Below are 25733 nucleotides of genomic sequence, written 5' to 3' on the forward strand. Positions count from 1 at the left end.
CGTCCGCGCTACGACGACTCCAGCTCGGCGCGTCTGCCGCCGCGCCGCGACCTGGAGTCGTCGCAGCCCACCCCGAAGATCTGCTCCAGGTACGCCGCCACGCCGTCCTCGGTGTTCGACCCGGTCACCTCGTCGGCGATCTCCAGCACGGCCGGGTGCGCGTTGGCGACCGCCACCGCCCGCCCGGCCCAGGTCAGCATCGGCACGTCGTTCGGCATGTCCCCGAAGGCCAGCACCTCCCGCTCGTCGAACCCGAGCCGGGCGGCGTACCAGGCCAGGCCAGCCGCCTTGGTCACCCCCGCGGCGGAGATCTCCACGAGCCCGGTGTACGAGGAGTGGGTCGCCTCGGCCAGCCCCTCCAGCGCCCCGGCCACCACCCGGACGAACACGTCCGGGTCCTGCTCGCCGGCGCGGGCCAGCAGCTTCACCGCCGGGACCGCCAGCAGTTCCTCAGGTGACTCGACCGCCCGGATCGCGTCCGTGTCGGCGTCCCAGCGCAGCGGGTAGTGCGCCTCGTGCCGCATCTGCCGGCTGTCCACGATCTCCACCGCGAAGCTCACCCCGGGCACCTGGGCCCGCAGCCGCCGGGCCACCTCGGCGAGCAGCTCGGGGGCGAGCGGGTCGGCCCGGAGCACCTCGTCGGCGACCGGGTCGTACACCACCGCACCGTTGGCGCAGACCGCCGGCAGCGGCGCGGCGAGCTGGTCGTACACGAGTTGGAGCCAGCGGATGGGACGGCCGGTGACCAGCACGACCGGCGTGCCCGCCGCGGCGATCCGGGCGAGCACCCCGGCGGTACGCGGGCTGAGCGTCCGGTCGTCCCGGAGCAGCGTGCCGTCGATGTCGGTCGCGACCAGCCGGGGTGTCTCTGCCATCACCGGGAGAGTAGTCGGTCCAGGTAGACCGCGACTCCGTCGTCGTCGTTGCGCAGGGTGATCTCGTCGGCCGCCGCGCGGACCTCCGGGTGGGCGTTGGCGACCGCCACCCGCCCCCAGCCGGCCCACCCGAACATCGGCAGGTCGTTCGGCTGGTCCCCGAAGACCAGCACCTCCGCCGGGTCGACGCCGAGCCGCTCGGCCACCACGCTCAGCCCGGTGGACTTGTCCACCCCGGGCGGGCAGATCTCGATGAAGCCCTGGCCGGCCTGGGTGAGCGTGGCCAGCTCCGGCGGGACGAGCCGCCGGGCCACCGCCAGTAGTGCGTCCACGTGGTGGTCGGCGGTCCGGGCGAACGCCTTGATCACATCGTGGGAGAGGCACTCCGCGCGGCTGCGCGCCTCGAACCGGTCCTGGTACGGCCAGCTCGCGTGGAAGTCGCCCCAGAGCGGCGCGTCGTGCTCGTCGGACGCCTCCACCATCACGATCAGCGGGCCGACCGCGGCTTCCAGGTCGGCGAGCAGCCGGGCGAGCACCTCGCCGGAGAGCCGCTCGTCGCGCAGCACCAGTGGCCCCTCCGGGTCGCTCTGGTCGACCACCCGTCCCCCGCCGGCCATCACCAGGAAGTCGGCGGCGCGGATGTCGTTGCGGGTCAGTTCGGTCAGGCGCGGTCCGCGGCCGGTCGCGCCGACCACCGGAATCCCCGCGGCCCGCACCCGGTCGAGCACCTGGTGGGTGTACGCCGAGACGGTCTCGTCGCTGCGGACGAGCGTTCCGTCGAGATCGGTGGCGATCAGCTTGGGCAGCCCCGGGCGGGTCATGGTTCCTCCTTCGCCCGCCGCCGTCGCGCCAGCCGTCCAGATCGTCGGTGCCTCGGCCCACGATCGGCGGGCAGCAACCGTATCTCGCGGAAGGGGTCGCAACCATGGCTTTCCGGCGAATCGGAGACCAACTGGCCGGCGTCGTGCAGGGCGAGCGCGACCATGCCGGCCAGGCCGAGCTTCTATTCGGCTCGCCGCTGACCGGTGCGTGGCCGCCCGGTTTCGATTAGCGTCGGTGACATGCCTATCCGTACCGCTTCCGCACATTGGCAGGGCGACCTCGCCGGGGGCGCCGGCACGGTCCGTACCGGCAAGGGCGGCCTGACCGGCAACTACTCGTTCAAGTCGCGCTTCGAGGAGGGTGAGGGGACCAACCCCGAGGAGCTGATCGGGGCCGCGCATGCCGGCTGCTTCTCGATGGCCCTCTCCAAGCAGCTCGCCGACGCGGGCGCGACCGACACCTCGGTGGAGACCACCGCAAAGGTGCACTTCGACAAGACCGACGCGGGCATGACCGTGACCCGGATCGACCTGGAGACCGTCGGCCAGGTCCCGGGCATGGATGAGGCCCAGTTCACCAAGCTGGCCGAGGCGGCCAAGGAGAACTGCCCCATCTCGCGGCTGCTCTCGCCGGGCGCGCAGATCGCGCTGACCGCCCGCCTCGCCTGATCCGTTCCCGCCCCGACCCGCGCCACGCGACCACGTACGCCTGGCGGGGCGGCCGTCTCGTCCAACCCGCACGGGTGGTCGGGTGGCGGCGGGTCGGGAAGGATGGGCGGCGTGGCCGTGGAGATGAGCGGGGAACGGTTCGAGGAACTTGTCGGCGAGGCGCTCGACGAGGTGCCCGAGGAACTGCTCGGGCTGATGAGCAACGTGGTCATCCTGGTCGAGGACGACCCGCCGCCGGGCGAGGACCTGCTCGGGCTCTACGAGGGGCACGCCCTCACCGAGCGGGGCTGGGACTACTCCGGCGTCCTGCCGGACCGGATCCTCATCTACCGCCGCCCGATCCTGCGGATCTGCGACACGGAGGAGGACGTCGTCGACGAGGTCGCGGTGACCGTGGTGCACGAGATCGCCCACCACTTCGGCATCGACGACGAGCGGCTGCACGCCCTCGGCTGGGCCTGACGGGTGCCCGTCCGCCGCCCCGCTCGGCCGGTCCCCGGCGTTGCGGGAGTCCCCTAGCCTCCTGTGCAGGCACATCCCGATGCAGGAGGAAACCCATGCGCAGCGCGCCGTTCTCCGCGGAGAACCTGGAAAAGGAGTCCCAGCAGCCGGGCATGCGGCTGCAGAACTCCAAGATGCTGAAGATCGAGCTGAACGGCGAGGCGATGGCCCGGGTCGGGTCCATGGTCGCCTACCAGGGGCAGGTGCACTTCCAGGCGCTCGGCTCGGGCGGCATCGGCAAATACCTCAAGCAGCGGCTCACCGGCGAGGGCGTCCCGCTGATGAAGGTCAGCGGGCGCGGCGACGTCTTCCTCGCCGACCTCGCCAAGGACGTGCACATCATCGACCTGGAGCCCGGTGACGCCCTGTCGATCAATGGCTCGAGCGTCCTCGCCTTCGACTCCACGCTGGCCTATGAGATCAAGATGGTCAGCGGCATGGGCTTCGCCTCCTCCGGGCTGTTCAACTGCGTCTTCACCGGCCACGGCCGGATCGCCGTCACCACCGAGGGGACCCCGGTGGTGCTCAACGTGGATGCCCCGACGTACGTCGACCCGCAGGCGGCGGTCTGCTGGTCGGCCAACCTCCAGACCGGTTACCACCGCGCCGACCAGCTCGGCCTCGGCACCCTGATTGGCCGGACCACCGGTGAGGCGTTCACGATGAGCTTCGCCGGTCAGGGCTTCGTCGTGGTCCAGCCGTCCGAGGAGCGGCCGGGGCAGGGCAGCGGCACCCAGCAGCAACAGGGCGGCATGCTCGGCGGCCTGCTGCAGTGACATGCGGTGCGCGGGGCGTCCGGCCCGGGCGCCCCGCGTACCGTCAGCTCAGCTCACCGGTGCGCAGCCGGGCCAGCCAGGCCGTCGCGTCGGCGTAGTCGGCGTCCGAGAGGCCGGCCGGAGCGGGGACCGGCCGGTCGCTCGCCGCCGGGCTCCACCGGTGCCGGGGGTACGACCCGAGGAAGCGCACGTCCGCACAGATCCGGCGCAGCCCCTGCAACGCCTCGCCTAGCCGGGCGTCGGCCACGTGCCCGGTGCAGTCGAGGAAGAAGACGTACCGGCCGAGCGCCTCGCCGGTCGGGCGGGACTCGATCCGGGTCAGGTTCACCCCGCGTACGGCCAGCTCCATCAGCACGGAGAGCAGCGCGCCCACCCGGTCGTGGGCGATGTAGACCGCCAACGACGTGACGTCGTCGCCGGTGGGGGGCGGCGGCGGGGCGGGTCGGGACAGCAGCGTGAACCGGGTCACCGCGTCCGGATGGTCGGCGATCTTGTCGGCGAGCACGGTCAGCCGGTGCCGGGCCGCGCCGATCGGGGCGCAGATGGCGGCGTCGTACTCGCCCGCCGCCGCGCCGGCCGCGGCTGCGCCGTTCGACAGCACGTCGACCACGGTCGCGTCGGCCAGGTGGTCGCGCAGCCAGCTCCGGCACTGGGTGGACGCCTGCGGGTGCGCGGCCACGCTCCGCACCTCGGCCAGGGAGTTGCCCGGACGGGCCGCCAGCACGAACTCCACCGGCAGGATCACCTCTCGGGTGATCACCAGCGGCTCGCCCTCGGCCAGCTCGTCGAGGGTCACCCCGACCGCGCCGCCGATCGAGTTCTCCAGCGGCACCAGGGCCGCGTCCGCCTCCCCGGCCCGTACGACGTCCAGTGCTTCGCCGACGCTGCGGGCCGGCGTCCGGTTGCCTCGCTCGGCGGCGGGGACGGTACGCAGCGCCTGTTCGGCGAAGGTGCCCTCGGGGCCGAGGTAGACGAAGCGGGTCGGCGGTGTTCCGGGCATGACGACCAGCCTACGCACCGGGGGTGCCGTCGCAGGCCAGAGTCCGGATGCCGGGCGGGCCGGTGGCGCGTACCTCGGCGGAGCAGACGTCGGTCCCGGCGGTCACCAGTTCCAGGGCGGCCGGCTTGCCCTGCGTGACCACCTGGAGTTCCTCGTGCCCGGTCACCGCCAACACGGTGTACTGCCAGTCCTCCGCGCAGAGGGGCCCCGTTCGGGCCGTGACCCGGACGTTCCGGGGCAGCACCCGCGCGCCGCGCAGCAGCGCGATCACCCGTTCCCCGGACGGCCCGGACCCACAGGGTGCGGCGCTCGGGGCTGTGGTGGGGCTACGGGTCGGCGCGCCCCGCGTGGCCGGGGCGGTCGGCGTCGCGCTCGGCGTGGCCGTGGGCGTGGGGGTGGCGGTGACGGCTGGGGCGGCCGACCGTTGCAGCTCCGGCGGGACGCCGCAGCCGGCGAGAGCCAGCACCGCGACCAGTGCCGCCGGAACGGCCCGCGGGGGGCGCGGTGCCGCCGGGCGGCTCGGTCTCCGGCGGTCGGTGGGGCTAAGTGGGGTGGGTGGCACGGGTCCGATCCTCGGGAATCGAGGGATGTCCTTGCGGCCGGGCGGCCGAGCCCATCGTAAGAGGATCACGTGGCCAGGTGAAGGTCACCTGTGCACCCGGTGCCCGGTCCGCGACGTGCGGGCGGGGCCGCCCCGGCATCGCCGGTGCGCCGCGGAGCGCCCGTTTTCGCAGGTCAGACCCGGGAGAAGAAGGTCAGGGAGCCGGCCACGTCGCCGTCGGCGAGCACCGGGGTGGAGATGGCGTCGACGGTGGTGCCGCCGCCGGTGCCGGGCCCCTGGACCCGGAGCAGGCCGCGGGCCAGCCGGCCGGAGTGCAGGGCGAGCAGCGGCGGGATCTTGTCGGTCTCCAGCTCGGTCAGCTCGCTCGGCTTGGCAGTGAAGTCGACCAGGCGCAGGCCGCCCTCCAGCAGCGGCAGTCCGATCACGTCCTCCGGCTCGCCGAGGTGGAGCAGCTCGCAGCCCGACAAAGAGATCGCCACCACGGTGGTGCCGGCGTCGATCAGCAGGCACGGCTCGGCGGCTCGGGAGACCGCGCCGGACCACTGCCCGACGTTGTCGGACTCCTGCTCGGCCGGTGTCCCCGCCATGGGCACGAAGACTTCCGAGAGCGAGAGTTCGACGTGGGCCACCGCGCCTCCTATGTACACCGACGGTTCGTCCACGCTAGCCGGTCGGCACGGCGCCCGTGCGCCTGTGCTGAACCACCGGCCGTCGGTGCTGCTCAGGGTGCCTCAGGGAGCACTGGCGGGCCGTGGGGGCAGGTGTCGGTGCGGTGGGTGTCCGTGTCGGGGCGGCCGGGGACGGCGCGGGCCGACGGAACCGCCGGAGGCGGGCCCGGGGACCGCGTGACGTCGCCGCAGACGTTACCGGCGTGCGGCCTGCTTGTCAGCGGCCGTTCGGCCCTCGTCATACCACCGGTAGTCGGCTGCTGGACGGTACGTGCCGTGGAGCCAGGTGGACGGGGTCTGGGCGACCCGGGAGAGCTTCTCGGCGGTGGCCGGGCTGATCCGATTGCCGCCCGCCACGAGCAGGCGGTCCAGCTCCCGGTGGGTGGCCATGAGGCAGTCCTTCGGCAGGCCGTACACGCTGATGACCCCGGAGCCGACGAAGGTCAGCACCGGGGTCACCGGGATCGGCAGGCCGACCGCCTCGGAGAGGGCCTTGCTGGCCCGCTTGGCGTCCCGGCGCGCCTCGGCCACATAGGGCGGGCGCTTGCCGTTGATCTGCACCACGTCGCCGGCGACGAGCACCCGGGCGCGGCCGTTGTCGGCGATGGTGACCGCGAAGAGCCCGCTCGGCCCGATGGCGAGGAACCCGGCCCGATCGTCCTGGCCGCGCTCGAGCAGGACGTCCGAGACGTCTGTCCGGGGCCACTCGATGACGTGCCAGGCGGGACCGAGGTGGTCGAGTTGGCCGAGCGCCCGGGCTCCGGCCGCCTCCAACCGGCGGGCGTCCCGCTCGGCCCGGCGGCGGCGGGCCCACTGCAGCGGAGTCGGTCGGGTGGGTTCGAGCACCGAGGTGGACTCGACCCGGGGGTGAGGCACCGCGACCGGTGGTAAGGCCCGGGTCGGCACAGCTCGGCGAGCGGGAAAGACAGTCATCGCGACCTCCGGCAAAAGGTCTCTCGAAGTTATGTCCTCACTACCCTACGTTGCGCACCCGGGTGGTCGGCAAGTTGGAGCGCCGGAATGAGTGCGGATGAATGCCATATTCATCCACACATCTTTTCCCGGATGGTGCGGACGCCTGTCCTACGCTGCGAAGGTGACCCACTATGTGGACAGCGAGGTCGCCCGACTCGGCACGGTGCTCCTGCACCGCCCCGGGCCGGAACTGGCCCGGCTCACCCCACGCAACAACGACGCCTTGCTCTTCGACGCTATCCCATGGGTGGGCCGGGCGCAGGAGGAGCATGACGCCTTCGCCGAGGCCCTGCGTTCCCGCGGGGTGGAGGTGCTCTACCTGGCCACCCTGCTGGCCGAGGCGCTCGCCGTGCCGGGCGCCCGGGCCGAGCTGACCGAACTCGTGCTGCGCTCGCCCCGGCTGGGCGACACGCTGCGCCGGCGGGTCGCCGACCACCTCGCGTACCTCGACCCGGCCGCCCTGGCCGACGTGTTCATCGCCGGACTCGCCCACGAGGAACTGCGGGTCGGCCGGGACCGGCCGGGCGGCCTGGTCTGGACCCTGATGGACCGGCACGACTTCGTCATCGATCCGCTGCCCAACCTGCTGTTCACCCGGGACTCCTCGGTCTGGATCTCCGACCGGGTCGGGGTGACCAGCCTGGCCATGCCGGCCCGGCGGCGGGAGACCACCCTGACCGACACGATCTACCGCCACCACCCGCGCTTCGCCGGTACGGAGTTCGTCTACCACCCGGAGCTGGAGCACCTGGAGGGCGGCGACGTGCTGTTGCTCGGGCCCGGGGTGCTCGCCGTGGGAGTGGGCGAGCGGACCACGCCGGCCGGCGCGGAACGGCTCGCCCGGCAGGTCTTCGGCGCCGGCCTGGCGCACACCATCCTGGTGGTGCCGATCGCCCAGGAGCGGGCCACGATGCACCTGGACACGGTCTGCACCATGGTCGACGTGGACGCCGTGCTGATGTACCCCAACATCGCCAGCGAACTGTCGGCGTACACGATCATCGCCGGGGTGGACGGCGACGAGCCGCGGGTCGACGGTCCGGCGCCGTTCCTGCGCGCCGCCGCCGACGCGATGGACCTCGACCAGCTCCGGGTGATCGACACCGGCCTCGACCCGGTCACCGCCGAACGGGAGCAGTGGGACGACGGCAACAACACCCTCGCCCTCGCGCCCCGGCTCTGCGTGGGCTACGAGCGGAACGTGGAGACCAACGCCCAGCTGGAACGGGCCGGCATCGAGGTGATCGCCGTCGCCGGCTCGGAGCTGGGCTCCGGGCGGGGCGGGCCGCGCTGCATGTCCTGCCCACTGCTCCGCGAACCGCTGCACCGCTGAAAGGAGGGGCCCCTTGTTAACACACGTCTGTTAACAAGGGGCCCCTCCTTACACCTCAACGCAGGGTGAGCTGGCGGCCGAGGAGGCCTTGACGGGCGCGGCGCCCGGCGACGTCCAGCGGCTCCTGCTCCGCGAGCGCCTCGGCGTATCGCTTGGCGAACTCGGTCACCGGCTCCTCCCAGTCGGCGGCCGGGGTGTCCTCCGGCAGGTCCCAGACCGGCACCAGGCGGCCGTGCGCCCGGAACATGCCGGCGAAGCGGGTGTTGTCGCCGAGGGTCAGCGTGCCGGCCACGCTCAGCCGGGACAGCGCGTCGAGCGCCACGTCCTCGTCGTCCGGCAGCACCCAGCGCACGTGGGCCTTCTCGGGCACCTGGCACCAGTACGCCGCCCGCGCCGCCGCCAGCTTCACGGTCGGGTAGACCGCCGCGTTGGCCCGCTCCAGTGACGCCTGCACGGACGGGTCGTCGGTCGCGCCCGGGTCGAGCCAGAACCCGAACCCGTCATGCATGGTGATCTCGAGCGGGCCGTCGACCAGGATGTCCTGCAGGCGGGGCCCCGGGCCGGGCAGCGGCGGCACCGACACCTGGCCGCCCGGCTCGGTACGCAGGGCGCAGAGCAGCGCGTCGGCCAGGTCCCGGGAGACGTCGCCGGACTGCTGGTGCCGCTGCAGACCGATGAAGACCCGCCCGTCCGGCTTGGTCATGGCCGGGGCGGCCATCGGCAGCACGGTGGCCAGGGCGACCGGCCGGTCGCCGTACTCCTCGGCCAGCTCGGGGGTCAGCTTCAGCGGCGCGGTGGCGGCCGGAACCAGCTCGCGCAGCGCGATCCACTCCGGCTCGTCAACCAGCCCCTCGAACGGTCGGGGCACGAAGACGTCGCGCACCTTCTGCCGCTTCGGGCTGACTTCGGCGACCGCCTGCTGGCTCTTTCGACGCTTGCTCATGCGACCGCCTCGCTCCGCTCGGCGTCCGCATGAGGCTCCACGGCACCGTGCCTGATGATTCGCTCGCTGCGCTCGCTCATGGCAGCACAGCCTAGATGCCGGACCGGAGTGGTGGGGGCAGGACCCGCCTTCCGGCCCGCTCAGCCGGCGGCGACCAGGTCGGACCGGACCGACCGGATCGGGTCGAACTCGGCCCAGACGCTCTGGCCGAGGCCGTCGCGCTCGACTCCCCAGCGGCTGGCCAGGCCGGCGACGATGTGCAGCCCGCGTCCGTCGACCGAGTCCGGGGTCGACGGACGCATCAGTGGGCCCACGGCGGAACCGCCGTCGGTGACCCGGAGCTGGACGCGCTGCCCGTCGGCCGCCGGGCGCAGCCGCCAGGCCACCCGGACCACCCCGCCAGGTAGCGGATCGGCATGGCGTACGGCGTTGCCCACCAGCTCTGCGAGGACCGCGACCAGATCGGCCAGCAGGGCCGGAGGTACGACGTCCGCCAGTTCGTCGGCGAGCCGGTGCCGGGCCAGACGCGCGCCGGTCGCGTGGTGCGGCACCACCACACACCACGAGCGCTCGGCCGAACCCGTCGACACCGTCGTCCCTCTCCGCCCCGCGGGCACCCTGGTCATCCCCGTGGCAGCCGCACTTCTGCGACCGTACCCCCACCGGTCCTCGGTCGAAGGGATACCCATCCATTCTGTTGTTCAACAATCTGACGGACGAGATAGAGGCCCAGGCCGGCCCCCGGGTAGCGCCGGCGGTCACCGGATTCGCCCTGCCAGAACCGGTCGAACGCCCGTTCCACGTGCTCCGGTCGGATGCCGATGCCCCGGTCGGCGACGCGGAAGCAGACGGTCCGCTCGTTCGCCGCGGCGGTGACCTCGATGGGGGTGCCGGGCCGGGAGTACTTTTCGGCGTTGGTGCTCAGCTCGGTGAGCACGGTGGCCAGGCCGTGCCGGTCACCGAGCGCCTTGGGCAGGTCGACCGGCAGGTCGAGGACGATCCGGTGCCGGACGTCGGCCGGCAGGTCGGTGACCGCCGCCCGGAGCGCGGCGGCGAGGTCGAAGGGAGCGGCCGGCTCCCCGGGCCGGTTCTCGGTGGCGGCGGTGAGCAGCCGGTCGACCAACCGGGCCAGCTCGTTGGCCCGCTGCCCGATGATCCGTGCGGCGTGCCGCCGGTCGTCGTCGCTGAGGGACTCCCAGTGGTCGGTGAGGGTGTCCGCGTACCCCTTGATCACGGTGACCGGGGTACGCAGCTCGTGGCTGGTCACCGCGACGAAGAGGTCCCGGTCGTGGTCGCGGCGCTGCTGGTCGGTGATGTCCCGGAAGGTGACCACCCGCAGCGAGTTCGGGCCGGGCAGCTCCGCGGCGGTGAGCCGCAGCCAGCGGCCGTCCGGCAACCGGTGGTCGAGCACCTGTCCGGACGGGGGCAGCGGGAAGGGCAGCGGGCGGTTCAGCGCCTCGGTGGCCGGGCGGCCGGTCACCTGCGCGGCGGCCGGGTTCCACAGCCGTACGTGGTGCCCCTGGTCCACCACCGCGAGGCCGTCGGCGAGAGCCGCCACCACCGGGACGTCGCCGTGCACCGGTAGGCCGGTCTGGTCGCCGTACAGGTGGGCTATGCAGGCGGCGACGTACCCGATGACGGCGTGCTGGGAGTCGTCGAGCTGCTCCCCCTCGGGGAAGAGCGCGTGCAGGCTGCCCACCCTGAGGCCGCCGATCTCGGCCCGCGCCGCGATCATCCGGCGCTGCCCCCGGCCGGCCGCCTCGTCGGCGAGCGCGCCCGGGATGGCGTCCACCCGGACCTCGCGGACGGCGGGACCGGAGAGGAGGCAGACGGTGGCCGGGTCGTTCGGTGGCAGGGGACGGCCGACGACGAACTCGGCGCTGCCGGTCGCCGCGATCACCCGGCCCCCGGCGGGGGTGAACTCGACGAACACCAGGCCGGCAGCGCCCACGGCGGACTCGACCACCCGGAGCAGGCGGGTGAGCACCGGCAGCCCGGAGTCCCCGGAGTTGATCATCGTGATCACGCCGGTGTGGCCGGCGATGAGCGCGCGATAGTCGGTTCGCTCCGGCATGTCCCGAGTCTGCCCCGCCGAACCGGTCGGGGGACACCCCCGGTCGGGGCGGGACCGACCGCCGGACGGATCGACCGGGCTCAACGGCCCAGCCGGGCCAACGTCCGGGCGGGTCGGTCGGTGATCACGCCGTCCACCTCGGCGGCCAGCACCAGCTCCAGGTCTTCCGGCTCATTCACCGTCCAGATGTAGACCTGGTTGCCGGCGGCCCGCAGCGCGGGGACGAGCTGCGGCCGGGCCCGGACCAGGGCGACCCCCGGCCCGGCGATCCGGATGCCGAACGGCAGCCGGCCCAGCCGCAGCCAGCGCGGCAGCACCTCCAGCAGCAGCACCGTGGGTAGGCCGGGCGCGAGGTCGCGGATCCGGCGTACGGCGAGTGGGGAGAAGGACATCACGGTGACCCGGACCGGATCGTCCGGGCGGGGTTCGGCGAGGCCGTACCGGCGCAGCATGGTGACCAGGCGGCGTTCCACGTCCCGGCCGTACCGGGTGGGGTGCTTGGTCTCGATCAGCAGCCGGACCGGCCGGCCGGCGGCCAGCACGGCCTCGAGCAGCCGTTCCAGGGTGAGCAGCCGGGTGTGCGACTCGTCGAGCGGTTCGTCTCCCTCGGCAGCCACCCCGCCGGGGTGCCACGAACCGAAGTCCAGCGTCTCCAGCTCGGCGAGGGTACGCGCGCTGACCAGCCCGTGGCCGTTGCTGGTCCGGTCCAGCCGGCGGTCGTGCACGCACACCAGGTGCCCGTCCCGGGTCAGCCGGACGTCGCACTCCAGTCCGTCGGCGCCCTCGTCGAGCGCTCGCAGGTACGCGGCCAGGGTGTGCTCGGGCAGGTCGTACGAGGAGCCGCGGTGCGCGAAGACCAGGGGGGTGCTCATGCCGGTCGACGCGCCTCAGATGACCTGGCCCGGCTGCCCGTTGTCGGTGACCACCGGGCGGCCGGCGGCGGCCCACTCGCCCATCCCGCCCTCGACGTTGCGCACCTGGTCCCAGCCGTTGCGCAGCAGGTACGCGACGACCTGCGCGGACCGCCCGCCGGAGCGGCAGATCACGGCCACCGCGCGGTCGTCGGGCACCTCGGACAGCCGGCCGGGCAGCTCGGTCATCGGCAGGTGGTGGGCGGCCGGCGCGTGGCCGGCGGCCCACTCGTCGTCCTCCCGGACGTCGAGCAGGTAGGTGTCGTCGGGCAAGGCCGACGCGGGCAGGCTGGGAACGCGGGGTCCGAACACGGCTACCAAGCCTAGACCGCCGGCCCGGTCACAGCCGGTTGACCCAGCGGGGATTGGCCACGGCCCACTCGGGCATCCGGGTGGCCCGCAGCGCGTCGAAGAGCCCGCCGCCGCCGTTGTCCAGCACCACGTACGAGACCTCGTCGATGACCTGCGGATACGAGGGGACCTGCACCCCGTGCAGCGCGTCCGCCGACAGTCCGCGGAACGCGAAGAGCAGGTCGTCCAGCGACACGCCGTTGGTGTCCACGGTCAGCGCCCCGCCGACCGCCCGGAGCACCCGGTCGAGCTTGACCGGATCGTCGCGCACGTGCGCCTCACCGGCCTTCTCGAGCACCGCGCGGAGCATCTGCTGTTGGTGGCGCTGCCGGTCGTAGTCACCGGCGGGCAGGTCGTAGCGCTGCCGGACGTAGTCCAGGGCCCGGGCGCCGTCCATCTGCTGGCAGCCGGGGGTGAACAGGGTCTTGGTGTGGACCGACCGGACCTCGGTGTCGACGCACATGCGGATGCCACCGAGCAGGTCGATGACCTCCTTGAAGCCGGAGAAGTCGACCAGCGCGGCACCGTCGAAGCGGATCCCGCTGATCCGGGTCAGGGTGGCGGAGAGCAACCGCGCCCCGGCCTCACCGCCACCGCCGTGCTCGATTGCCGCGTTGATCTTGTCCTGGCCGCCGCCGTAGCCGGCCGCCGGCGGGATGGTGACCAGCAGGTCGCGCGGAATCGAGATCAGGTACGCCTGCCGCACGCCGGCCGGCACGTGCACGATCAGAATGCTGTCGGAGCGCTGGTCATCGGGGTTGGCGCCGGGCCGGTGGTCCGAGCCGACCAGCAGGTAGTTGAGCGCGCGGGACAGGTCGGTCCTCCGCTGCCGCGCAGCCGAGTCGAGCAGGTCCTGCTTGGCCACCGTACGGTCGTACCGGTGGGTGAGCCAGTGCAGCCCCGCCAGCCCGAGCGTGGCGAGCAGGATCAGGGCGAGTCCGCCACCGAGCAGGAACCGGGTCCAGCGGGCGGTTTGTCCCCGCCCGTGTCTGGTCCGTGCTCGCCTGAACGTGATGCCCTCCCCCGCAGTCCCGTCGTGAGACCACCTCACGTCAGGCTACGGCCCGGCGTGCCCGGAGGTGGCCGCTTTCGCCGCAGCTACCGCCGGGTCACGCTCACTTTCTGGTGGAGAGGACTTCCGGGTTGGACACCACGAAATCGGCGAGCGTGTCGTCCTTGACCGCCCGGAACATCTGCTGGCTCAGCTCGTTCAGCGTCTCCCGGTTGTTGGCGTTGGTGGCGAACGTGCCGCCGTTGGTCCGCAGGGTGACCAGGTCGTTGCCGGTGACGCCCTTGAGGGTGAAGATGAGGTCGGCGATCGGTACGCCGCCGGTGTCCAGGATGAGGGCCTTGCCGGCCGCCTTGATCAGCTGGTTCAGCTTGAGCGGGTTGGTCAGCACGCCCTTCTCGGTGGCCTTCTTCGCCATCGCCTTGATCAGCTGCTGCTGGTTCTGCTGGCGGTCGTAGTCGCCGCCCGGCAGCCCGTAGCGCTGGCGGGCGTAGTCGAGCGCCTCCCAGCCCTCCATCTCCTTGCAGCCCTTCTTGTGCACCACCTTGGTGCGGGGCTTGCCGGTCTTCTTGGCGTCCGCGTTCCACATCGGCTTGCCGTCGACCAGCGACATGTGCTTCGACGCGACCTCGTGGCTCACGCAGATCCGGACGGTGCCGAGGGCGTCGATGACGCTCTTGAAACCGCCGAAGTTGATGATCGCGGCGCCGTCGAAGCCGATCCCGGTCATCTGCTTGATGGTCTTGGCCATCAGTTGGGCGCCGCCCTCCCAGCCGCCACCGTTCTGCGCGCCGAAGTAGAAGGCGGCATTGATCTTGTCGGTGCCGTGCCCCGGGATCTCCGCCTCGGTGTCGCGCGGGATCGAGATCAGGTACGCCTGGTCGTGGCTGGCCGGGATGTGCAGGATGATGATGGTGTCCGATCGGACGTTGTCGGCGGCCCAGCGTTCCCGGGCATCGACGCCGAGCAGGAGCATGTCGATCGGGCCGTCGAGGTTCTTGCCGCCCTCGGCCTCGGTCTTGCCCGCGTCGCCGAGCAGGTTGCCCTGGTCGATGCTGCTGGTGGCCTGACCGATCAGCGCCTTGGCGCCGACGATCGCGGCGCCGCTGGCCATCATCAGCACCGCGCCGAAGATCAGCGTGAGCCGGGCCCACAGCGGGTCCTTGCGCTTGGCCCGCTTCTTCGCCCCGCCGGGGCCGGGCCCGCCCGGGCCGGGCTGAGCCGGAACGATCGGGGGCACCCGCCCGGGCGCGCCGGGCTCCAGTGGCGCAGGGCGATGGCTGGTCTGAACCGGCATGCGTGCTCCAGCTCGTGATGGGGGGCGGGATTACTTTACAAATCCGTCCCCGTTCTGGCGACCTCGTCTGCCGACTTTTGCCGAAGATCTGCGTACGCGTGCCGGTGGCAATACTGAACGGCTAGTTGAAAGCGGCCGGTCGGCGGTTGGCTCGCCGTGAGGCGACCCTTGACCACCGACCGGCCGAGTGCATTCGGAACGTTGTCAGTTGCCGTTGCCCGTGCCGTCGGCCGGCTGGTTGGCCTGCACCCAGTCGGCCATCCTGTCCGTGGCCATGGCCTGGTACATCGCCGCCGCCTTCTCCCGGTCGGAGGCCACCACCGACTGGCCGCCGACGTTCTGCCCGCCTCGGTTGGGGCTGGTGAGGAAGGTCAGATTCTCGCTGCGCAGGTTCCGGAACTGCAGCGCCATGTCGGTCAGGGAGAATTCCTGGTCGACCGTCACCGCCTTGGTGACCGCCTTGAGAAACTCGTCCAGCTTCTTGGGGTTGGTCAATGTGCCGGTGCTGGCCGCCTTGTCCATCAGCGCCTTGAGGAACTCCTGCTGGTGACGCATGCGGGCGAAGTCGCTGGTGGGGAACTGCTTGCGCTGGCGCACCCAGTCGAGGGCCTCGGCCCCGTTCATGTGGTTCACGCCCTTGGTGAACTTCCGGTGCGGCTTGTGGATCGAGGTGATGGTCCGGTCCACCTTCAGGTCCACGCCGCCGAGCGCGTCGGTGACATCCTTGAACCCGCCGAAGTCGATCGCCATGACGTGGTCGATCCGGACGTCGGTGAAGCACTCCACGGTCTTCACCGCGAGCGGCAGACCGCCCCACGCGAAAGCCGCGTTGATCTTGTTGCGCGAACCGGAGTCGCAGGACGCGCCGGCGTTCTCCGGGATCGGCACGTAGAGGTCACGCGGGATGGAGACCAGGTAGGCCTTGTCGTGATCGGCCGGGACGTGCATGAGGATCAGCGTGTCCGCGCGCCACTTGCCGGCCTTGTCCATCGGGGCGTCCGGATCCCGGGAGTCGGTGCCGGCCAGCAGGATGTCGAGCGTGCCGTCGACCTTCTTGGTCGGCCGCCCGCCGGTGATCTCGGAGAAGGGGTCGGTGCGGCGCAGGTCGTCGTTGAGGTTGCTGGCGTAGAGCCACGCCCCAGCGCCGCCGAGCAACGCGAGCACCAGCACCGACACGCCGGCCACCAGGGCGATCCGCCTCCAGCGCGGGCGGGGACCACCCCGCCCGGGGACACCGCCGAAGCCGCCGGGCCCACCGGGGCCCGCCGGCCCGCCCGGGCGCGGCCCCTCGTCGTACGACGGAAACGGTCTGGTTTCGGTGACGCGGGCGCGGCCGGCGGTGCCCCAGCCAGGGGCGGGGACTTGGGCGCGGCCCGCGTTCCAACTCAGATATGGAAGCGGAAAGCCGGTAGAGGTGGTCGCTGACATGTACCGAGGGTAGGCCGAGCGGGCCAGTCTCGCCTTCAGGCGGAGCCGGGTGTCAACATCCTTCCGGCCGGGATCAGTACCCCAGCCGCCCGCGGAAATACTCGATCGTGCGTCGCAGGCCGTCCTCGGGTGCCACGGTGGGCTCGTATCCCAACAGCTCGCGGGCGCGCGTGAGGTCGGGGCGACGCTTCTCCGGGTCGTCGGCGGCTCGTGTGATGTAGCTCACCTCGGACCTGCTTCCGGTGAGGGACACGATCGTCTCGGCCAGTTGCCGCATCGACATCTCGTGCTCGGTGCCGCAGTTGATCGGGCCGGTCTCGGTCGAGTCGAGCAGCAGCAGGATGCCCCGCACCAGGTCGTCCACGTAGCAGATCGAACGGGTCTGGCTGCCGGTGCCGTGCACCGTGATCGGCTCGCCACGCAGCGCCTGTGAGACGAAGGTCGGGATGGCGCGGCCGTCGTCCGGCCGCATCCGCGGACCGTACGTGTTGAAGATCCGGACGATCGCGGTGTCGGTGCCCCGGCTGCGGTGGTACGCCATGGTGGCCGCCTCCGAGAAGCGCTTCGCCTCGTCGTAGACGCTCCGGATGCCGATCGGGTTGACGTTGCCCCAGTACGTCTCGCGCTGCGGGTGCTCCTTCGGGTCCCCGTACGCCTCGGAGGTGGAGGCCATCAGGAACCGGGCGCCGTCGGCGGTGGCCCGCTCCAGCAGGTGCAGGGTGGCGACCGAACCGACCCGCAGGATCTCCACCGGCAGCTTCTCGAAGTCGGTGGGGCTGGCCGGGGAGGCCATGTGCAGAATCGCGTCGAACCGCTCGGCCATGGCCGGGTGATGGGTCGGCAGCCCGTCGGAAATGTCCGCCTCGATCAGCGTGAACGTCGGCTTCTCCAGCAGGTGGGCCACGTTCTCCTTGGCGCCGGTCACGAAGTTGTCCAGCACCACGACCGTGCAGCCACGCTCGATGAGCCGGTCCACCAGGTGTGACGGCACGAAGCCGGCGCCGCCGGTGACGAGGACCCGGTGTCCGGATTCGAATCGGGGAGCAACGTTCATGCGGGCCAGCCTACTCATGCGGATGGGCCGGAGCCGACGGCTCCGGCCCATCGAGGTTGCGTCGTCAGTGCGCGCCCGCGCCGGTGAGTGCGCGCACCTCCAGTTCGGCGTACTTCTCCTCGTCGTGCTCCTTGGACAGCAGGGTGCCGATCCAGCCGCAGAGGAAGCCGAACGGGATCGAGATGATGCCCGGGTTCGAAAGCGGGAACCAGTGCCAGTCGTGCTCCGGGAACATGGCCGTCGGCGCGCCGGAGACCACCGGGGAGAAGAAGACCAGCACCACGGCGGCGAGCAGGCCGCCGTAGATCGCCCAGACCGCGCCGGACGTGTTGAAACGCTTCCAGAACAGGCTGAAGAGGATCGCCGGCAGGTTGCCCGAGGCGGCCACCGCGAAGGCCAGCGCCACCAGGAAGGCCACGTTCAGGCTCTGCGCGAAGATCGACAGGACGATCGAGATCGCGCCGATCACCAGGGCGGAGATCCGGGCGACGTTCACCTCCTGCCGCTCCGACACCTGGCCGTCCTTGACCACATTGGCATAGAAGTCGTGCGCCAGGCTGGACGACGAGGCCAGGGTGAGCCCGGCGACCACCGCCAGGATGGTGGCGAAGGCGACCGCCGCGATGATCGCCAGCAGGGCGGCGCCGCCCAGGTCCCCGCCGAGGAACTTGATGCCCAGCGCCTCGGCCAGCTGGGGCGCGGCGGCGTTACCGGCCTTGTCCTGGGCCTTGATCGCCTCGCCGCCGACCATCGCCGCCGCGCCGAAGCCGAGCGCCAGGGTCAGCAGGTAGAAGGTGCCGATGATGCCGATCGCCCAGAGCACGCTCTTGCGGGCCGCCTTCGCGGTCGGCACCGTGTAGAACCTGATCAGGATGTGCGGCAGGCCGGCCGTGCCGAGCACCAGGGCGATGCCGAGCGAGAGCAGGTCCATCTTGTTGTAGAAGGTCTGCGTCGCATTGCCGGCCACTTCCACGCCGTAGCGCTGGCCTGGCCTGAGGAAGTGCTCTCCCTTGCCCGATGCCGCCGCCGCGTCGCCGAGCAGGGTGGAGAGGTTGAACTTGTAGTGCGCCAGCACCAGCAGGGTCATCACGATCGCGCCGGTCATCAGCAGGAACGCCTTGACGATCTGGACGTACGTGGTGCCCTTCATGCCGCCCACCGTGACGTAGATGATCATCAGGGCGCCGACCAGGAGGATGGTGGCGACCTTCGCGGTGTCGGCACCCATGCCGAGGAAGGTGGTGCCCGGCTTGATGCCGAGCAGCAGCGCGACCAGCGCGCCCGCGCCCACCATCTGGGCCAGCAGGTAGAAGATCGACACGGTGATGGTGGAGACCGCGGCCGCCGTCCGGACCGGGCGCTGGCGCATCCGGAACGCCAGCACGTCGGCCATGGTGTAGCGGCCGGAGTTGCGCAGCAGTTCGGCGACGAGCAGCAGTGCGACCAGCCAGGCGACCAGGAAACCGATCGAGTAGAGGAAGCCGTCGTAGCCGTACAGGGCGATGATGCCGGCGATGCCGAGGAAGGACGCGGCCGACATGTAGTCGCCGCCGATCGCCATGCCGTTCTGGAAGCCGGAGAAGGAGCGACCCCCGGCGTAGAAGTCGGTGGCGGTCTTCGTCTGCCGGCTCGCCCAGACGGTGATGGCGAGCGTGATCGCCACGAAGACCAGGAAGAGCGTGATGGTGAGGTTGCGGGCGGTGGTGCTGCCCGCGTCAGCCGCGAGGACCGTCGTCATGGGTCACCTCCCCGATCTCGGCGCGGATCCGGTCGGCGACCGGATCGATCCGGCGGTCGGCGAACCGGGCGTAGAGCCACGCGATGACGAACGTCGAGACGAACTGGAGCAGGCCGAAGACCAGGGCGACGTTGACGTGCCCGAAGAGCTTCGCGCCCATGAAGCCCCGCGCGTACGCGGAGAGGATGACGTAGAGCGCGTACCACAGGAAGAACGCGACCGTCATCGGGAAGACGAAACCGCGCAGCGTACGCCGCAACCCGGCGAACTCGTCCGACTGCTGTACGGCGAGATACCGCTCCGCCGCGGATTCGGCCGGTGCGGACGCGGGTGTGTCCGTGGACATCTGTGGATCACCACCTTCGCAAGGCGTGAGGGGAGTTTCGCGCACGGTAGAGAGCGCGCTCCCCGCCCGGGAAGATGCAGGTTGAGCTCGGTCACCCCCTGCGCCGAGCGGTCGCCCCCCTGCGCCGAGTGACCCAGCTCACTCCGCTCACCGGTCAGCTCAGCTCGCGGTAGCGCCCCCGGTAGTGCAGCAGCGGGTCGGTCTCCTCGGCCAGGTCGACCGCCTCGATCGTGGCCTCGACCAGCAGGCCCCAGCCGTACTCCCGGCCGGCGTCGAGTCGGCAGCCGGCCCACCCGCCCGCGTCCGACGGCACCGGGCCGTACGGGGTGTCGGTCCACGAGCCGATGGCGAATAGTCCGCCGGGGGACGGGAAGAGGCCGGCGAAACGGTCGGCGAGCTGCCGATGCGGCGGGCCCAGCGGCGCGACCGCGAACCGCCCTGCCCCCTCGACGGCCGCCCACAGGTCCGACTCCGGGTCGATCAGCCCGAGCAGCCGGTCCGGCTCCCCCTCGGCGACCAGGGTGGACGAGACGGTCAGGCCTGCCGGCCCGGGAGCCGTCCACAGGGTCACCGGGGCGGCCAGCCGCCCGCGCAGCCGGCGTACCGGCGACCGCTGCCCGGCCGGCACCGCGAACGGATCGGTGTGGTGGATCTCCGCGCCCGGCTCATGATTCACGTGGAACATTGTGCCGCTCCGGGCCCGCGCCCAAGCGAGGAAGCGCTCGTGCAGGCCGGTGGCGGAACCGAGTTGTTCGCCGGCCTCGGCCATCAGCACGCCCAGGTACACCAGCAGCGCCGTCCGGTCGTGCCGGTACTCGACCAGCAGACCGAGCCGGGCCGGCTGGCACGGCCAGTGCGCCCCGCACGCCCGGCACCGCCACACCGGCCGCATCGGCAGATGCGCCCGCCTCACCGCCGCTCACCTTCTCGCTCCGGCGTGTCGACCCGTTCCGGCGTGTCGACCGCGGGAGGCGGCTCGTCGAATGAGCGTGATGACGCAGAGACGTATTTATGTCTCACAGACATCAGGCTCGCGGGGGCCAGTGCCTCCCGGCCGCGGCTCGCCCAGGAAACGATCACCAGCGGCCGCCGTTGGCCCGCCAGGCCTGGGCCGGCGTCAACCACCCGGCCCGGCCCGGCCCGGTCGTGGAAACGCGATCGTCGGCTCGCTGGCCCACGTCGGTGCCGGGTTCGGCCGCCCCGTGGGCCGCTCGGGCCTGATCCCGCCGGTCGCGTGGTCGTCACCGCCGGCTTCTTTCTCCGGTACGACCACAGCGCCGCGTTCCTGCGGCTGATGAACCCGAACATCGCCTACCTCCCCGAGGGCTCGGGGGCCGCCCCGGCCGGGGGAATGGCCGAGGCGACCCGACGCAGGACCCGACCGCCGGGCGTCGCCTCCACCAGCCGGGCCGCGTGTCTCCACCCTGGACTCGACGGCCCGGACAGGGGAGGATGCCAGGGCTTACTACGCAGCGCAGTCACGTACTTACCGGAGACGTAAGGATGAACATCGAGATGTGGATCCGGGCGCTCAAGGCCGCCCGGGCCGGCGCGGACGTCTCCCAGGAGGGGCTGGCCGCCCTGATCAAATGGAGCCCGTCCACGGTCGCCGCCATCGAGACCGGCCGCCGCCGGCCCACCATGGAGTTCGCCGTCGCCGCCGACCAGTCCCTCGGCACCGGCGGCCTCCTCGCCGGCATGCTCGAGGAGAGCGAGGCAAGGGGCGGGCCTTCCTGGTTCGAGTCGTGGCCCGACCACGAGCAGCAGGCCGCCCGGCTGTGCTACTTCGAGCCATGTCTGGTTCCCGGCCTCCTGCAAACCGAGGAGTACGCCCGCGCGGTCGCGTCGGCGGGCGGGTTGTACCGGAGCGATCGGGTGGAGGAACTGGTCAACCTCCGGATGAGCCGGCAGCGCCTGCTCCAGCGGGAGGACCCACCGGAATGCGTGTTCGTCATCGACGAGAGTGCGCTGCGTAGACCTGTCGGCGGCCCAGCTGTCATGGACCGGCAGCTCGGCCGGCTGCTGGAAGCCGTCGAGCTGCCGCCGGTGCGCCTGCACGTCCTGCCGCTCGCCGTCGGCGCGCACGCCTCAATGGGCGGCGGCTTCGTGCTCGCGCAGCTGCCCGGCAACGAACGCCTGCTCTGCCTCGACAACGCGGCGCGCGGGCAGATCGCCGATTATCCGGAGTGGATAGGCTTGGTGCAGCGGAAGTGGGAGCATCTGCTCGGCGAGGCGCTCAGCGAGAGTGCCTCGATCGACCTGATCAACAAGCTTAAGGTGACGCCATGACGAGTGCCTCGCCCCGCTGGCGCAAGTCGACCCGGTCGGCCAATGAGGGCAACTGTGTCGAGGTGGCGGACAACCTGCCCGGGGTGGTGCTGGTCCGGGACAGCAAGGACCGCTCCGGCCCGACGCTCTCCTTCACCCCCGGCGCCTGGCGCACCCTGATCACCGCGCTCCGGAGCGGCCAACCGGACTGAGGGAGCCCAAGGTCACGCTCGATCCCGGAAGCAGTGGCCTCGGCTGCCCGCGAGGCCACCACATCCCGGTTCGAACGCGATCTCAGGGGTGGCGGGGCGGGTGGTTCGCGGCCCGCCACAGGGTGACCGCCACCCACGCGCAGCCGATCCCCACGAGGACGCCGTGGGTGATCCGGACCGCCGGCGGCGTGAAGAACTGCGGGAGGAAGAGGACGAAGCCCGCCGCCAGCGGGATGCCGCTGTATCGCGGCAGGACACCCGATCGCCAGATCGCGATGCCGGCCATTACCGCACCGACGGCCAGCGTGACCAGGCCGATTCCGAACGTGGTGGCGGCGGCTGGTTGGAAGCGGACGGTCTCGGCCAGGTCGAGCAGGTCGATGGGCTGGCCGTCGGCGACGCGGGTGGCGATGGCGTGCAGGCCGAAGTCCTCGGCGCCGTAGTAGGGCAGGGTGAGGCCCGCGCCGATCCAGGTGGTCACGGCGGCGGCGAGGGCGAGCGGGCCACCCCGACCGTGCCGCATCGCGTCGGGGAGGGTGAGCAGACCCAGTGGCAGGAGGATGAAGCCGATCATCGCGAACAGGTGGGAGGCGACCCATGCGGGTGAACTCATCGCCTCCGTCGCGCCGGCCATGGTGGTCTCGTCGGCCCATGGGCGGGTGGCTGGGTAGAGGATGAACAGCAGGCCGGCGGCGGCGAGGGCGACAGCGCCGGCCCGGGTACGGGTCATGGACATGAGGGGCTCCTTTGCCGTTTCAGGGGCGGGGGATGCTGGCGATGAACATCTGGATCAACCGCTCGTAGGTGTCGTCCAGGTTCTCGGGCAGGCCGAATCCGCCCGCGGCCTCGAGGGACGTGAACCCGTGCATGATGGCGCGAAGGCATCGAATGGCATGGATCGCTGCGGAGTCTTCCAGACGGTAGGCGCGGAGCACGCCGAAGAAGACCTGAAGCAGCCTGTTTCCCGCTGCCTGCGTCGCGGGGTCGTGCAGCGGGTCGGCCGGTATCGCCGCGTAGCGGGCGGGGTGTCGCACCACGTAGGCGCGGCTGGCGCGCATCAGGGTCGCCACGGCGTCGTCGCCACTGCGGCCGACGACGGCGAGGGTGAGCTGCTCGGCCAGGTCCTCCATGACGCGTACGCCGATCAGGCTCCGCAGCTGCGCAAGGCTGGCGACGTGCTTGTACAGCGACGGCGTGGCGACCTCGGCGCGAGCCGCCACCGCCGCCAGCGTCAGGTGCTCGAGCCCTTGTTCGTCGATCACCGCCAGGGCCAGCTCCACGACCCGGGCGGTGGACAGGCGTGGCCTAGGCACGGAGATCACCCACCAGCAACAGGAACATGTGCATAGCTAATAGGCTAATGCCATTAGCTGGAGGGGGTCAACCTGGCCCCGGCGGCCCGAACACGACCGCCGGGAGCCGGACCTCGCTCAGCGGCGGGGGGTGACGGCGGCCAGCAGTTCCGGTTGGCGGCGGTCCAGCGCGTCCCCGGCCAGGTACGCGCCGAGCAGTGCGGCGCCCAACCCGTACGCCAGGCCGACCGGCAGGGCCAGCCAGAGCCAGGCCTCCCCGAGCAGCGCTGCGGCGACCACCATGGGCACCGTCACGACCGCCGAGGCGATCATGGACAGCAGGGTGAGCAGGCTCTTCGCCACCCCGGCACCGGTGTTCATGGCGAACGGGTTGGTCGTCTCGGGCAGCGCGTACGCGCCGAGCACCGAGATGAATCCGTTGATCGCCAGCCCGCCGCCGTACGCGGCGAACAGCGTGCCGGCCATCACCCCCAACCACTCGGGGTGCCCGAGCACGGTGGCCACGATGATCGCTACCACGCTGAGCAGCGGCACCACGTAGATCGCGAACGCGGTCATCCGGGCGCGCAGCTCCAGCCGCCCCGGCACGCCAGCCACCACGTTGGCCGCGTACGCGCTGCCGTCGAAGCCGAACTGGTTGGCCACGGTGACCGAGGCGATCACCCCGACGAAGATCATCGATAGGCTGACCAGCGCCGGTGACGAGTTGGCGGCCGCCTCGCCGAACGCCTGCCCGCCGTCCTCGACGAACTGGGAGCCGCCCAGGTTGACCATCACCGGTACGAAGATGCCGACCACCGCGATGGTGATCAGGTTCGCTCGCCGGCGGGCGTCCCGCCACCAGTAGCGGCACTCCCGGGCCACCAGCGCGCCGAACCGGTCTCGCCGCGCCCAGGCGACGGCCCGCGGGAACAGTTGGGTGACCGCACCGCCGACCGTGCCGTGTTTGTGTTGGTTCCGCGGCGGGCCGGCGCTGGCCGCACCCACCATCGCCGACTCCAGCGAGCGCGACCACCAGTACAGCAGCCCGCCGACGGCCAGCGCGGTGATCAGCAGCTTGAGTGCGGCGGCCCAGGCCCGGCCCTCGGCCACGTCGATCCCGGCGGTCCACGGCGCCCCGAACGGGGTCCAGCCGACCACGCGGGCCGCGCCGGCCAGCCGGTCCCAGTCAGCCCGGCGGACGGCGGCGAGCACCATGATCTGCAACGGTCCGAGCAGCGCGGCGAGCATCGCGAGCAGGACCGCGGCCAGGTCACGTACCCGGCGCGAGCGGAGCATGGTCGCGAAGGCGCTGGTCACCGCGCGGGCGGCGGCGACGCAGAGCAGCAGCCCGGCGACCGCGCCGACGGCGGCGACCAGCGCGGCCGTCCAGCCGCCCAGCAAACCGGCGGTGACCACCAGCCCGGCAACCGCGATCAGTGTCGCCAGCACCGGGACGCTGACCAGGGCGGCGGCGTACAGGCCGGTGACCAGGGTGCGGCGGGAGAGCGGGAGCAGCGCGAACCGGGCCGGGTCCAGGGTCTCGTCCACGCCGAAGAAGACCAGCGGCAACAGCAGCCAGCCCAGCACCAGCAGGCCCCCGCCGAAGGCCGCGACCATGAGCGCGTACCGGGGCTCGCCGGCCAGACCGGGAGCGGCCAGGGCGAAGAAGCCACCGGTGGCGGCCCAGAGCCCGACCACGACGCCGACTATGAAGAGCGCGATCCGCCACCCCTGGCCGCGGAAGTTGTTGCCGAGCACCCGCAGCTTGAGCCGGACGAAGTGCCGGGCGGAAACCTTGCGGGCCGGCCGGTCGAGCGCGGTCACCGGGACAGCCACGACAGCTCCTCGCCGGTCGCGGTCCGCCCGCCGACCACCTCGACGAAGACCTCCTCCAGGGACCGGGCGCCGCGTACCTCGTCGAGGGTGCCGACCCGCTTGATCAGCCCGTCGGCGAGGATCGCCACGTGCGAGCAGAGGCGCTCGACCACCTCCATGACGTGGCTGGAGAAGACGACGGTGCCGCCACCGACGACGTAGCGGTGCAGGATGTCGCGGATCAGCGCCGCCGAGACCGGGTCGACCGCCTCGAACGGCTCGTCGAGCACCAGCAGCCGGGGGCCGTGCAGCAGCGCGCAGGCCAGCCCGATCTTCTTCTTCATGCCCGCCGAGTAGTCGACCACGAGGGTCCGGCCCGCGTCGGTCAGCGCCAGCACGTCCAGCAGCTCCGCCGCGCGCTGGTCGACCACCGCCGGGTCCATGCCGCGCAGCAGGCCGTGGTACGCCAGCAGCTCCGCCCCGTTGAGCCGGTCGAAGAGCCGTACGCCGTCCGGCATCACGCCGAGCAGGCTCTTGGCGTGGACCGGGTCGGCCCAGACGTCGTACCCGAGCACCCAGGCTTGGCCGACGTCGGGCCGCAGCAGGCCGACGGCCATGGAGAGGGTGGTGGTCTTGCCGGCCCCGTTCGGGCCGAGCAGCCCGTAGAACGACCCGGCCGGCACGTCCAGGTTGACCCCGGCGACGGCGATCTTGGTGTCGAACCGCTTGGCCAGGCCACGAAGGGACAGTGCGGAGGGCTGATCGGTCATGCCCCGAACTTATCCGGCCGAGGCCAGTTGCCGCTCCGGCCG

General features: G+C 71.9%; 29 protein-coding genes. 7 read left to right on the top strand and 22 right to left on the bottom strand.

The window, feature by feature from the left end; translation table 11 throughout:
• Positions 1-8: 8 nt before the first annotated feature.
• Both ACNAW0_RS10230 and ACNAW0_RS10235 read right to left on the bottom strand, forming a co-directional pair.
• Positions 9-875 (bottom strand): HAD family hydrolase, encoded by an 867-nt coding sequence (locus ACNAW0_RS10230; RefSeq protein ID WP_416287497.1) that lies wholly within the window; start codon positions 873-875, stop codon positions 9-11.
• Complete coding sequence (locus ACNAW0_RS10235) at positions 875-1696, bottom strand: HAD family hydrolase (RefSeq protein ID WP_416287498.1); 822 nt, start codon at positions 1694-1696, stop codon at positions 875-877. The genes ACNAW0_RS10230 and ACNAW0_RS10235 overlap by 1 nt, the downstream gene beginning before the upstream one ends.
• A gap of 104 nt (positions 1697-1800) precedes the next feature.
• Between ACNAW0_RS10235 and ACNAW0_RS10240 the strand changes: the two genes are divergently transcribed.
• From ACNAW0_RS10240 to ACNAW0_RS10255, 4 genes are all read left to right on the top strand, one after another.
• The gene (locus ACNAW0_RS10240; RefSeq protein WP_416287499.1) at positions 1801-1926 is read left to right on the top strand and encodes a hypothetical protein; all 126 of its coding nucleotides are present in this window, start codon (positions 1801-1803) and stop codon (positions 1924-1926) included.
• Positions 1927-1936: 10 nt separating this feature from the next.
• Complete coding sequence (locus ACNAW0_RS10245; protein WP_416287500.1) at positions 1937-2365, top strand: OsmC family protein; 429 nt, start codon at positions 1937-1939, stop codon at positions 2363-2365.
• 117 nt (positions 2366-2482) lie between these two features.
• Entirely contained in the window at positions 2483-2827 is a 345-nt protein-coding gene (locus ACNAW0_RS10250; protein ID WP_416287528.1) for a metallopeptidase family protein, read from the top strand.
• 95 nt (positions 2828-2922) lie between these two features.
• The gene (locus ACNAW0_RS10255) at positions 2923-3642 is read left to right on the top strand and encodes an AIM24 family protein (RefSeq protein ID WP_416287501.1); all 720 of its coding nucleotides are present in this window, start codon (positions 2923-2925) and stop codon (positions 3640-3642) included.
• A 43-nt stretch (positions 3643-3685) separates the two neighbouring features.
• On the opposite strand, the gene pheA is transcribed toward ACNAW0_RS10255, so the two are convergent.
• The 4 genes from pheA to ACNAW0_RS10275 form a co-directional block, all read right to left on the bottom strand.
• Positions 3686-4642, bottom strand: coding sequence for a prephenate dehydratase (gene pheA, locus ACNAW0_RS10260; RefSeq protein WP_416287502.1), 957 nt, complete (start codon positions 4640-4642; stop codon positions 3686-3688).
• 10 nt (positions 4643-4652) lie between these two features.
• Complete coding sequence (locus ACNAW0_RS10265) at positions 4653-5117, bottom strand: hypothetical protein (protein ID WP_416287529.1); 465 nt, start codon at positions 5115-5117, stop codon at positions 4653-4655.
• 260 nt (positions 5118-5377) lie between these two features.
• On the bottom strand, positions 5378-5833 hold the full coding sequence (locus ACNAW0_RS10270) for a hypothetical protein (protein WP_416287503.1): 456 nt from the start codon (positions 5831-5833) through the stop codon (positions 5378-5380).
• Positions 5834-6067: 234 nt separating this feature from the next.
• Complete coding sequence (locus tag ACNAW0_RS10275) at positions 6068-6805, bottom strand: hypothetical protein (protein WP_416287504.1); 738 nt, start codon at positions 6803-6805, stop codon at positions 6068-6070.
• A 163-nt stretch (positions 6806-6968) separates the two neighbouring features.
• Here ACNAW0_RS10275 and ACNAW0_RS10280 point away from each other — a divergent pair, with 163 nt between their 5' ends.
• Positions 6969-8180: an arginine deiminase gene (locus tag ACNAW0_RS10280; RefSeq protein WP_416287505.1), complete on the top strand. Its 1212-nt coding sequence runs from the start codon at positions 6969-6971 to the stop codon at positions 8178-8180.
• A 55-nt stretch (positions 8181-8235) separates the two neighbouring features.
• Here the strand turns inward: ACNAW0_RS10280 and ACNAW0_RS10285 are convergent, their stop codons facing one another.
• The 12 genes from ACNAW0_RS10285 to ACNAW0_RS10340 all read right to left on the bottom strand — a co-directional run bounded on the left by ACNAW0_RS10285 (position 8236) and on the right by ACNAW0_RS10340 (position 20223).
• Positions 8236-9123 (bottom strand): DUF5926 family protein, encoded by an 888-nt coding sequence (locus tag ACNAW0_RS10285; protein WP_416287506.1) that lies wholly within the window; start codon positions 9121-9123, stop codon positions 8236-8238.
• Between the two features lie 140 nt (positions 9124-9263).
• Positions 9264-9680 (bottom strand): ATP-binding protein, encoded by a 417-nt coding sequence (locus ACNAW0_RS10290; protein WP_416287530.1) that lies wholly within the window; start codon positions 9678-9680, stop codon positions 9264-9266.
• 65 nt (positions 9681-9745) lie between these two features.
• Positions 9746-11197: an ATP-binding protein gene (locus tag ACNAW0_RS10295; RefSeq protein ID WP_416287507.1), complete on the bottom strand. Its 1452-nt coding sequence runs from the start codon at positions 11195-11197 to the stop codon at positions 9746-9748.
• A gap of 80 nt (positions 11198-11277) precedes the next feature.
• Complete coding sequence (locus tag ACNAW0_RS10300) at positions 11278-12069, bottom strand: glycerophosphodiester phosphodiesterase (RefSeq protein WP_416287509.1); 792 nt, start codon at positions 12067-12069, stop codon at positions 11278-11280.
• A 15-nt stretch (positions 12070-12084) separates the two neighbouring features.
• Positions 12085-12420 carry a rhodanese-like domain-containing protein gene (locus tag ACNAW0_RS10305; RefSeq protein WP_416287510.1) on the bottom strand — a complete coding sequence of 112 codons (336 nt, stop codon included), beginning with the start codon at positions 12418-12420 and terminating at the stop codon, positions 12085-12087.
• Between the two features lie 28 nt (positions 12421-12448).
• Positions 12449-13387 carry an LCP family protein gene (locus ACNAW0_RS10310; RefSeq protein ID WP_416287531.1) on the bottom strand — a complete coding sequence of 313 codons (939 nt, stop codon included), beginning with the start codon at positions 13385-13387 and terminating at the stop codon, positions 12449-12451.
• Positions 13388-13574: 187 nt separating this feature from the next.
• Positions 13575-14765: an LCP family protein gene (locus tag ACNAW0_RS10315; protein ID WP_416287511.1), complete on the bottom strand. Its 1191-nt coding sequence runs from the start codon at positions 14763-14765 to the stop codon at positions 13575-13577.
• A 204-nt stretch (positions 14766-14969) separates the two neighbouring features.
• The gene (locus ACNAW0_RS10320) at positions 14970-16193 is read right to left on the bottom strand and encodes an LCP family protein (RefSeq protein ID WP_416287512.1); all 1224 of its coding nucleotides are present in this window, start codon (positions 16191-16193) and stop codon (positions 14970-14972) included.
• A 73-nt stretch (positions 16194-16266) separates the two neighbouring features.
• Positions 16267-17247, bottom strand: coding sequence for an NAD-dependent epimerase/dehydratase family protein (locus ACNAW0_RS10325; protein ID WP_416287513.1), 981 nt, complete (start codon positions 17245-17247; stop codon positions 16267-16269).
• A 64-nt stretch (positions 17248-17311) separates the two neighbouring features.
• Positions 17312-18985: a cation acetate symporter gene (locus ACNAW0_RS10330; RefSeq protein ID WP_416287514.1), complete on the bottom strand. Its 1674-nt coding sequence runs from the start codon at positions 18983-18985 to the stop codon at positions 17312-17314.
• Positions 18963-19331: a DUF485 domain-containing protein gene (locus tag ACNAW0_RS10335; RefSeq protein WP_416287515.1), complete on the bottom strand. Its 369-nt coding sequence runs from the start codon at positions 19329-19331 to the stop codon at positions 18963-18965. Before ACNAW0_RS10335 ends, ACNAW0_RS10330 begins: the two co-directional genes overlap by 23 nt.
• Positions 19332-19485: 154 nt before the next feature.
• Positions 19486-20223 (bottom strand): flavin reductase family protein, encoded by a 738-nt coding sequence (locus tag ACNAW0_RS10340; RefSeq protein ID WP_416287533.1) that lies wholly within the window; start codon positions 20221-20223, stop codon positions 19486-19488.
• A gap of 611 nt (positions 20224-20834) precedes the next feature.
• On the opposite strand from ACNAW0_RS10340, the gene ACNAW0_RS10345 reads away from it, so the two are divergent.
• Together ACNAW0_RS10345 and ACNAW0_RS10350 are read left to right on the top strand one after the other, a co-directional pair.
• Positions 20835-21620: a helix-turn-helix domain-containing protein gene (locus ACNAW0_RS10345; RefSeq protein WP_416287516.1), complete on the top strand. Its 786-nt coding sequence runs from the start codon at positions 20835-20837 to the stop codon at positions 21618-21620.
• Positions 21617-21811 carry a DUF397 domain-containing protein gene (locus tag ACNAW0_RS10350; RefSeq protein ID WP_416287517.1) on the top strand — a complete coding sequence of 65 codons (195 nt, stop codon included), beginning with the start codon at positions 21617-21619 and terminating at the stop codon, positions 21809-21811. Before ACNAW0_RS10345 ends, ACNAW0_RS10350 begins: the two co-directional genes overlap by 4 nt.
• Before the next feature lie 82 nt (positions 21812-21893).
• Here the strand turns inward: ACNAW0_RS10350 and ACNAW0_RS10355 are convergent, their stop codons facing one another.
• The 4 genes from ACNAW0_RS10355 to ACNAW0_RS10370 all read right to left on the bottom strand — a co-directional run bounded on the left by ACNAW0_RS10355 (position 21894) and on the right by ACNAW0_RS10370 (position 25691).
• The gene (locus ACNAW0_RS10355) at positions 21894-22547 is read right to left on the bottom strand and encodes a hypothetical protein (protein WP_416287518.1); all 654 of its coding nucleotides are present in this window, start codon (positions 22545-22547) and stop codon (positions 21894-21896) included.
• A gap of 19 nt (positions 22548-22566) precedes the next feature.
• Positions 22567-23091 (bottom strand): TetR-like C-terminal domain-containing protein, encoded by a 525-nt coding sequence (locus ACNAW0_RS10360; protein ID WP_416287519.1) that lies wholly within the window; start codon positions 23089-23091, stop codon positions 22567-22569.
• Positions 23092-23241: 150 nt separating this feature from the next.
• Positions 23242-24942, bottom strand: a complete 1701-nt coding sequence (locus tag ACNAW0_RS10365; RefSeq protein ID WP_416287520.1) for an ABC transporter permease — start codon at positions 24940-24942, stop codon at positions 23242-23244.
• A complete protein-coding gene (locus ACNAW0_RS10370) occupies positions 24927-25691 on the bottom strand; it encodes an ABC transporter ATP-binding protein (protein ID WP_416287521.1) in 765 nt (254 codons plus the stop codon). Before ACNAW0_RS10370 ends, ACNAW0_RS10365 begins: the two co-directional genes overlap by 16 nt.
• Positions 25692-25733: the final 42 nt, after the last annotated feature.

This window comes from Micromonospora sp. SL1-18 (assembly GCF_047921505.1).
GTDB lineage: Bacteria > Actinomycetota > Actinomycetes > Mycobacteriales > Micromonosporaceae > Micromonospora.

Excerpts from the sequence above, each read along its gene's own strand:
- ACNAW0_RS10345 (WP_416287516.1), top strand. The coding sequence starts at position 20,835 with ATGAACATCGAGATGTGGATCCGGGCGCTCAAGGCCGCCCGGGCCGGC.
- ACNAW0_RS10275 (WP_416287504.1), bottom strand. The coding sequence starts at position 6,805 with ATGACTGTCTTTCCCGCTCGCCGAGCTGTGCCGACCCGGGCCTTACCA.
- ACNAW0_RS10335 (WP_416287515.1), bottom strand. The coding sequence starts at position 19,331 with ATGTCCACGGACACACCCGCGTCCGCACCGGCCGAATCCGCGGCGGAG.
- ACNAW0_RS10230 (WP_416287497.1), bottom strand. The coding sequence starts at position 875 with ATGGCAGAGACACCCCGGCTGGTCGCGACCGACATCGACGGCACGCTG.
- ACNAW0_RS10285 (WP_416287506.1), bottom strand. The coding sequence starts at position 9,123 with ATGAGCAAGCGTCGAAAGAGCCAGCAGGCGGTCGCCGAAGTCAGCCCG.
- ACNAW0_RS10245 (WP_416287500.1), top strand. The coding sequence starts at position 1,937 with ATGCCTATCCGTACCGCTTCCGCACATTGGCAGGGCGACCTCGCCGGG.
- ACNAW0_RS10300 (WP_416287509.1), bottom strand. The coding sequence starts at position 12,069 with ATGAGCACCCCCCTGGTCTTCGCGCACCGCGGCTCCTCGTACGACCTG.
- ACNAW0_RS10355 (WP_416287518.1), bottom strand. The coding sequence starts at position 22,547 with ATGTCCATGACCCGTACCCGGGCCGGCGCTGTCGCCCTCGCCGCCGCC.
- ACNAW0_RS10315 (WP_416287511.1), bottom strand. The coding sequence starts at position 14,765 with ATGCCGGTTCAGACCAGCCATCGCCCTGCGCCACTGGAGCCCGGCGCG.
- ACNAW0_RS10255 (WP_416287501.1), top strand. The coding sequence starts at position 2,923 with ATGCGCAGCGCGCCGTTCTCCGCGGAGAACCTGGAAAAGGAGTCCCAG.
- ACNAW0_RS10340 (WP_416287533.1), bottom strand. The coding sequence starts at position 20,223 with ATGCGGCCGGTGTGGCGGTGCCGGGCGTGCGGGGCGCACTGGCCGTGC.
- ACNAW0_RS10370 (WP_416287521.1), bottom strand. The coding sequence starts at position 25,691 with ATGACCGATCAGCCCTCCGCACTGTCCCTTCGTGGCCTGGCCAAGCGG.
- pheA (WP_416287502.1), bottom strand. The coding sequence starts at position 4,642 with ATGCCCGGAACACCGCCGACCCGCTTCGTCTACCTCGGCCCCGAGGGC.
- ACNAW0_RS10240 (WP_416287499.1), top strand. The coding sequence starts at position 1,801 with ATGGCTTTCCGGCGAATCGGAGACCAACTGGCCGGCGTCGTGCAGGGC.
- ACNAW0_RS10235 (WP_416287498.1), bottom strand. The coding sequence starts at position 1,696 with ATGACCCGCCCGGGGCTGCCCAAGCTGATCGCCACCGATCTCGACGGA.
- ACNAW0_RS10330 (WP_416287514.1), bottom strand. The coding sequence starts at position 18,985 with ATGACGACGGTCCTCGCGGCTGACGCGGGCAGCACCACCGCCCGCAAC.
- ACNAW0_RS10325 (WP_416287513.1), bottom strand. The coding sequence starts at position 17,247 with ATGAACGTTGCTCCCCGATTCGAATCCGGACACCGGGTCCTCGTCACC.
- ACNAW0_RS10350 (WP_416287517.1), top strand. The coding sequence starts at position 21,617 with ATGACGAGTGCCTCGCCCCGCTGGCGCAAGTCGACCCGGTCGGCCAAT.
- ACNAW0_RS10295 (WP_416287507.1), bottom strand. The coding sequence starts at position 11,197 with ATGCCGGAGCGAACCGACTATCGCGCGCTCATCGCCGGCCACACCGGC.
- ACNAW0_RS10320 (WP_416287512.1), bottom strand. The coding sequence starts at position 16,193 with ATGTCAGCGACCACCTCTACCGGCTTTCCGCTTCCATATCTGAGTTGG.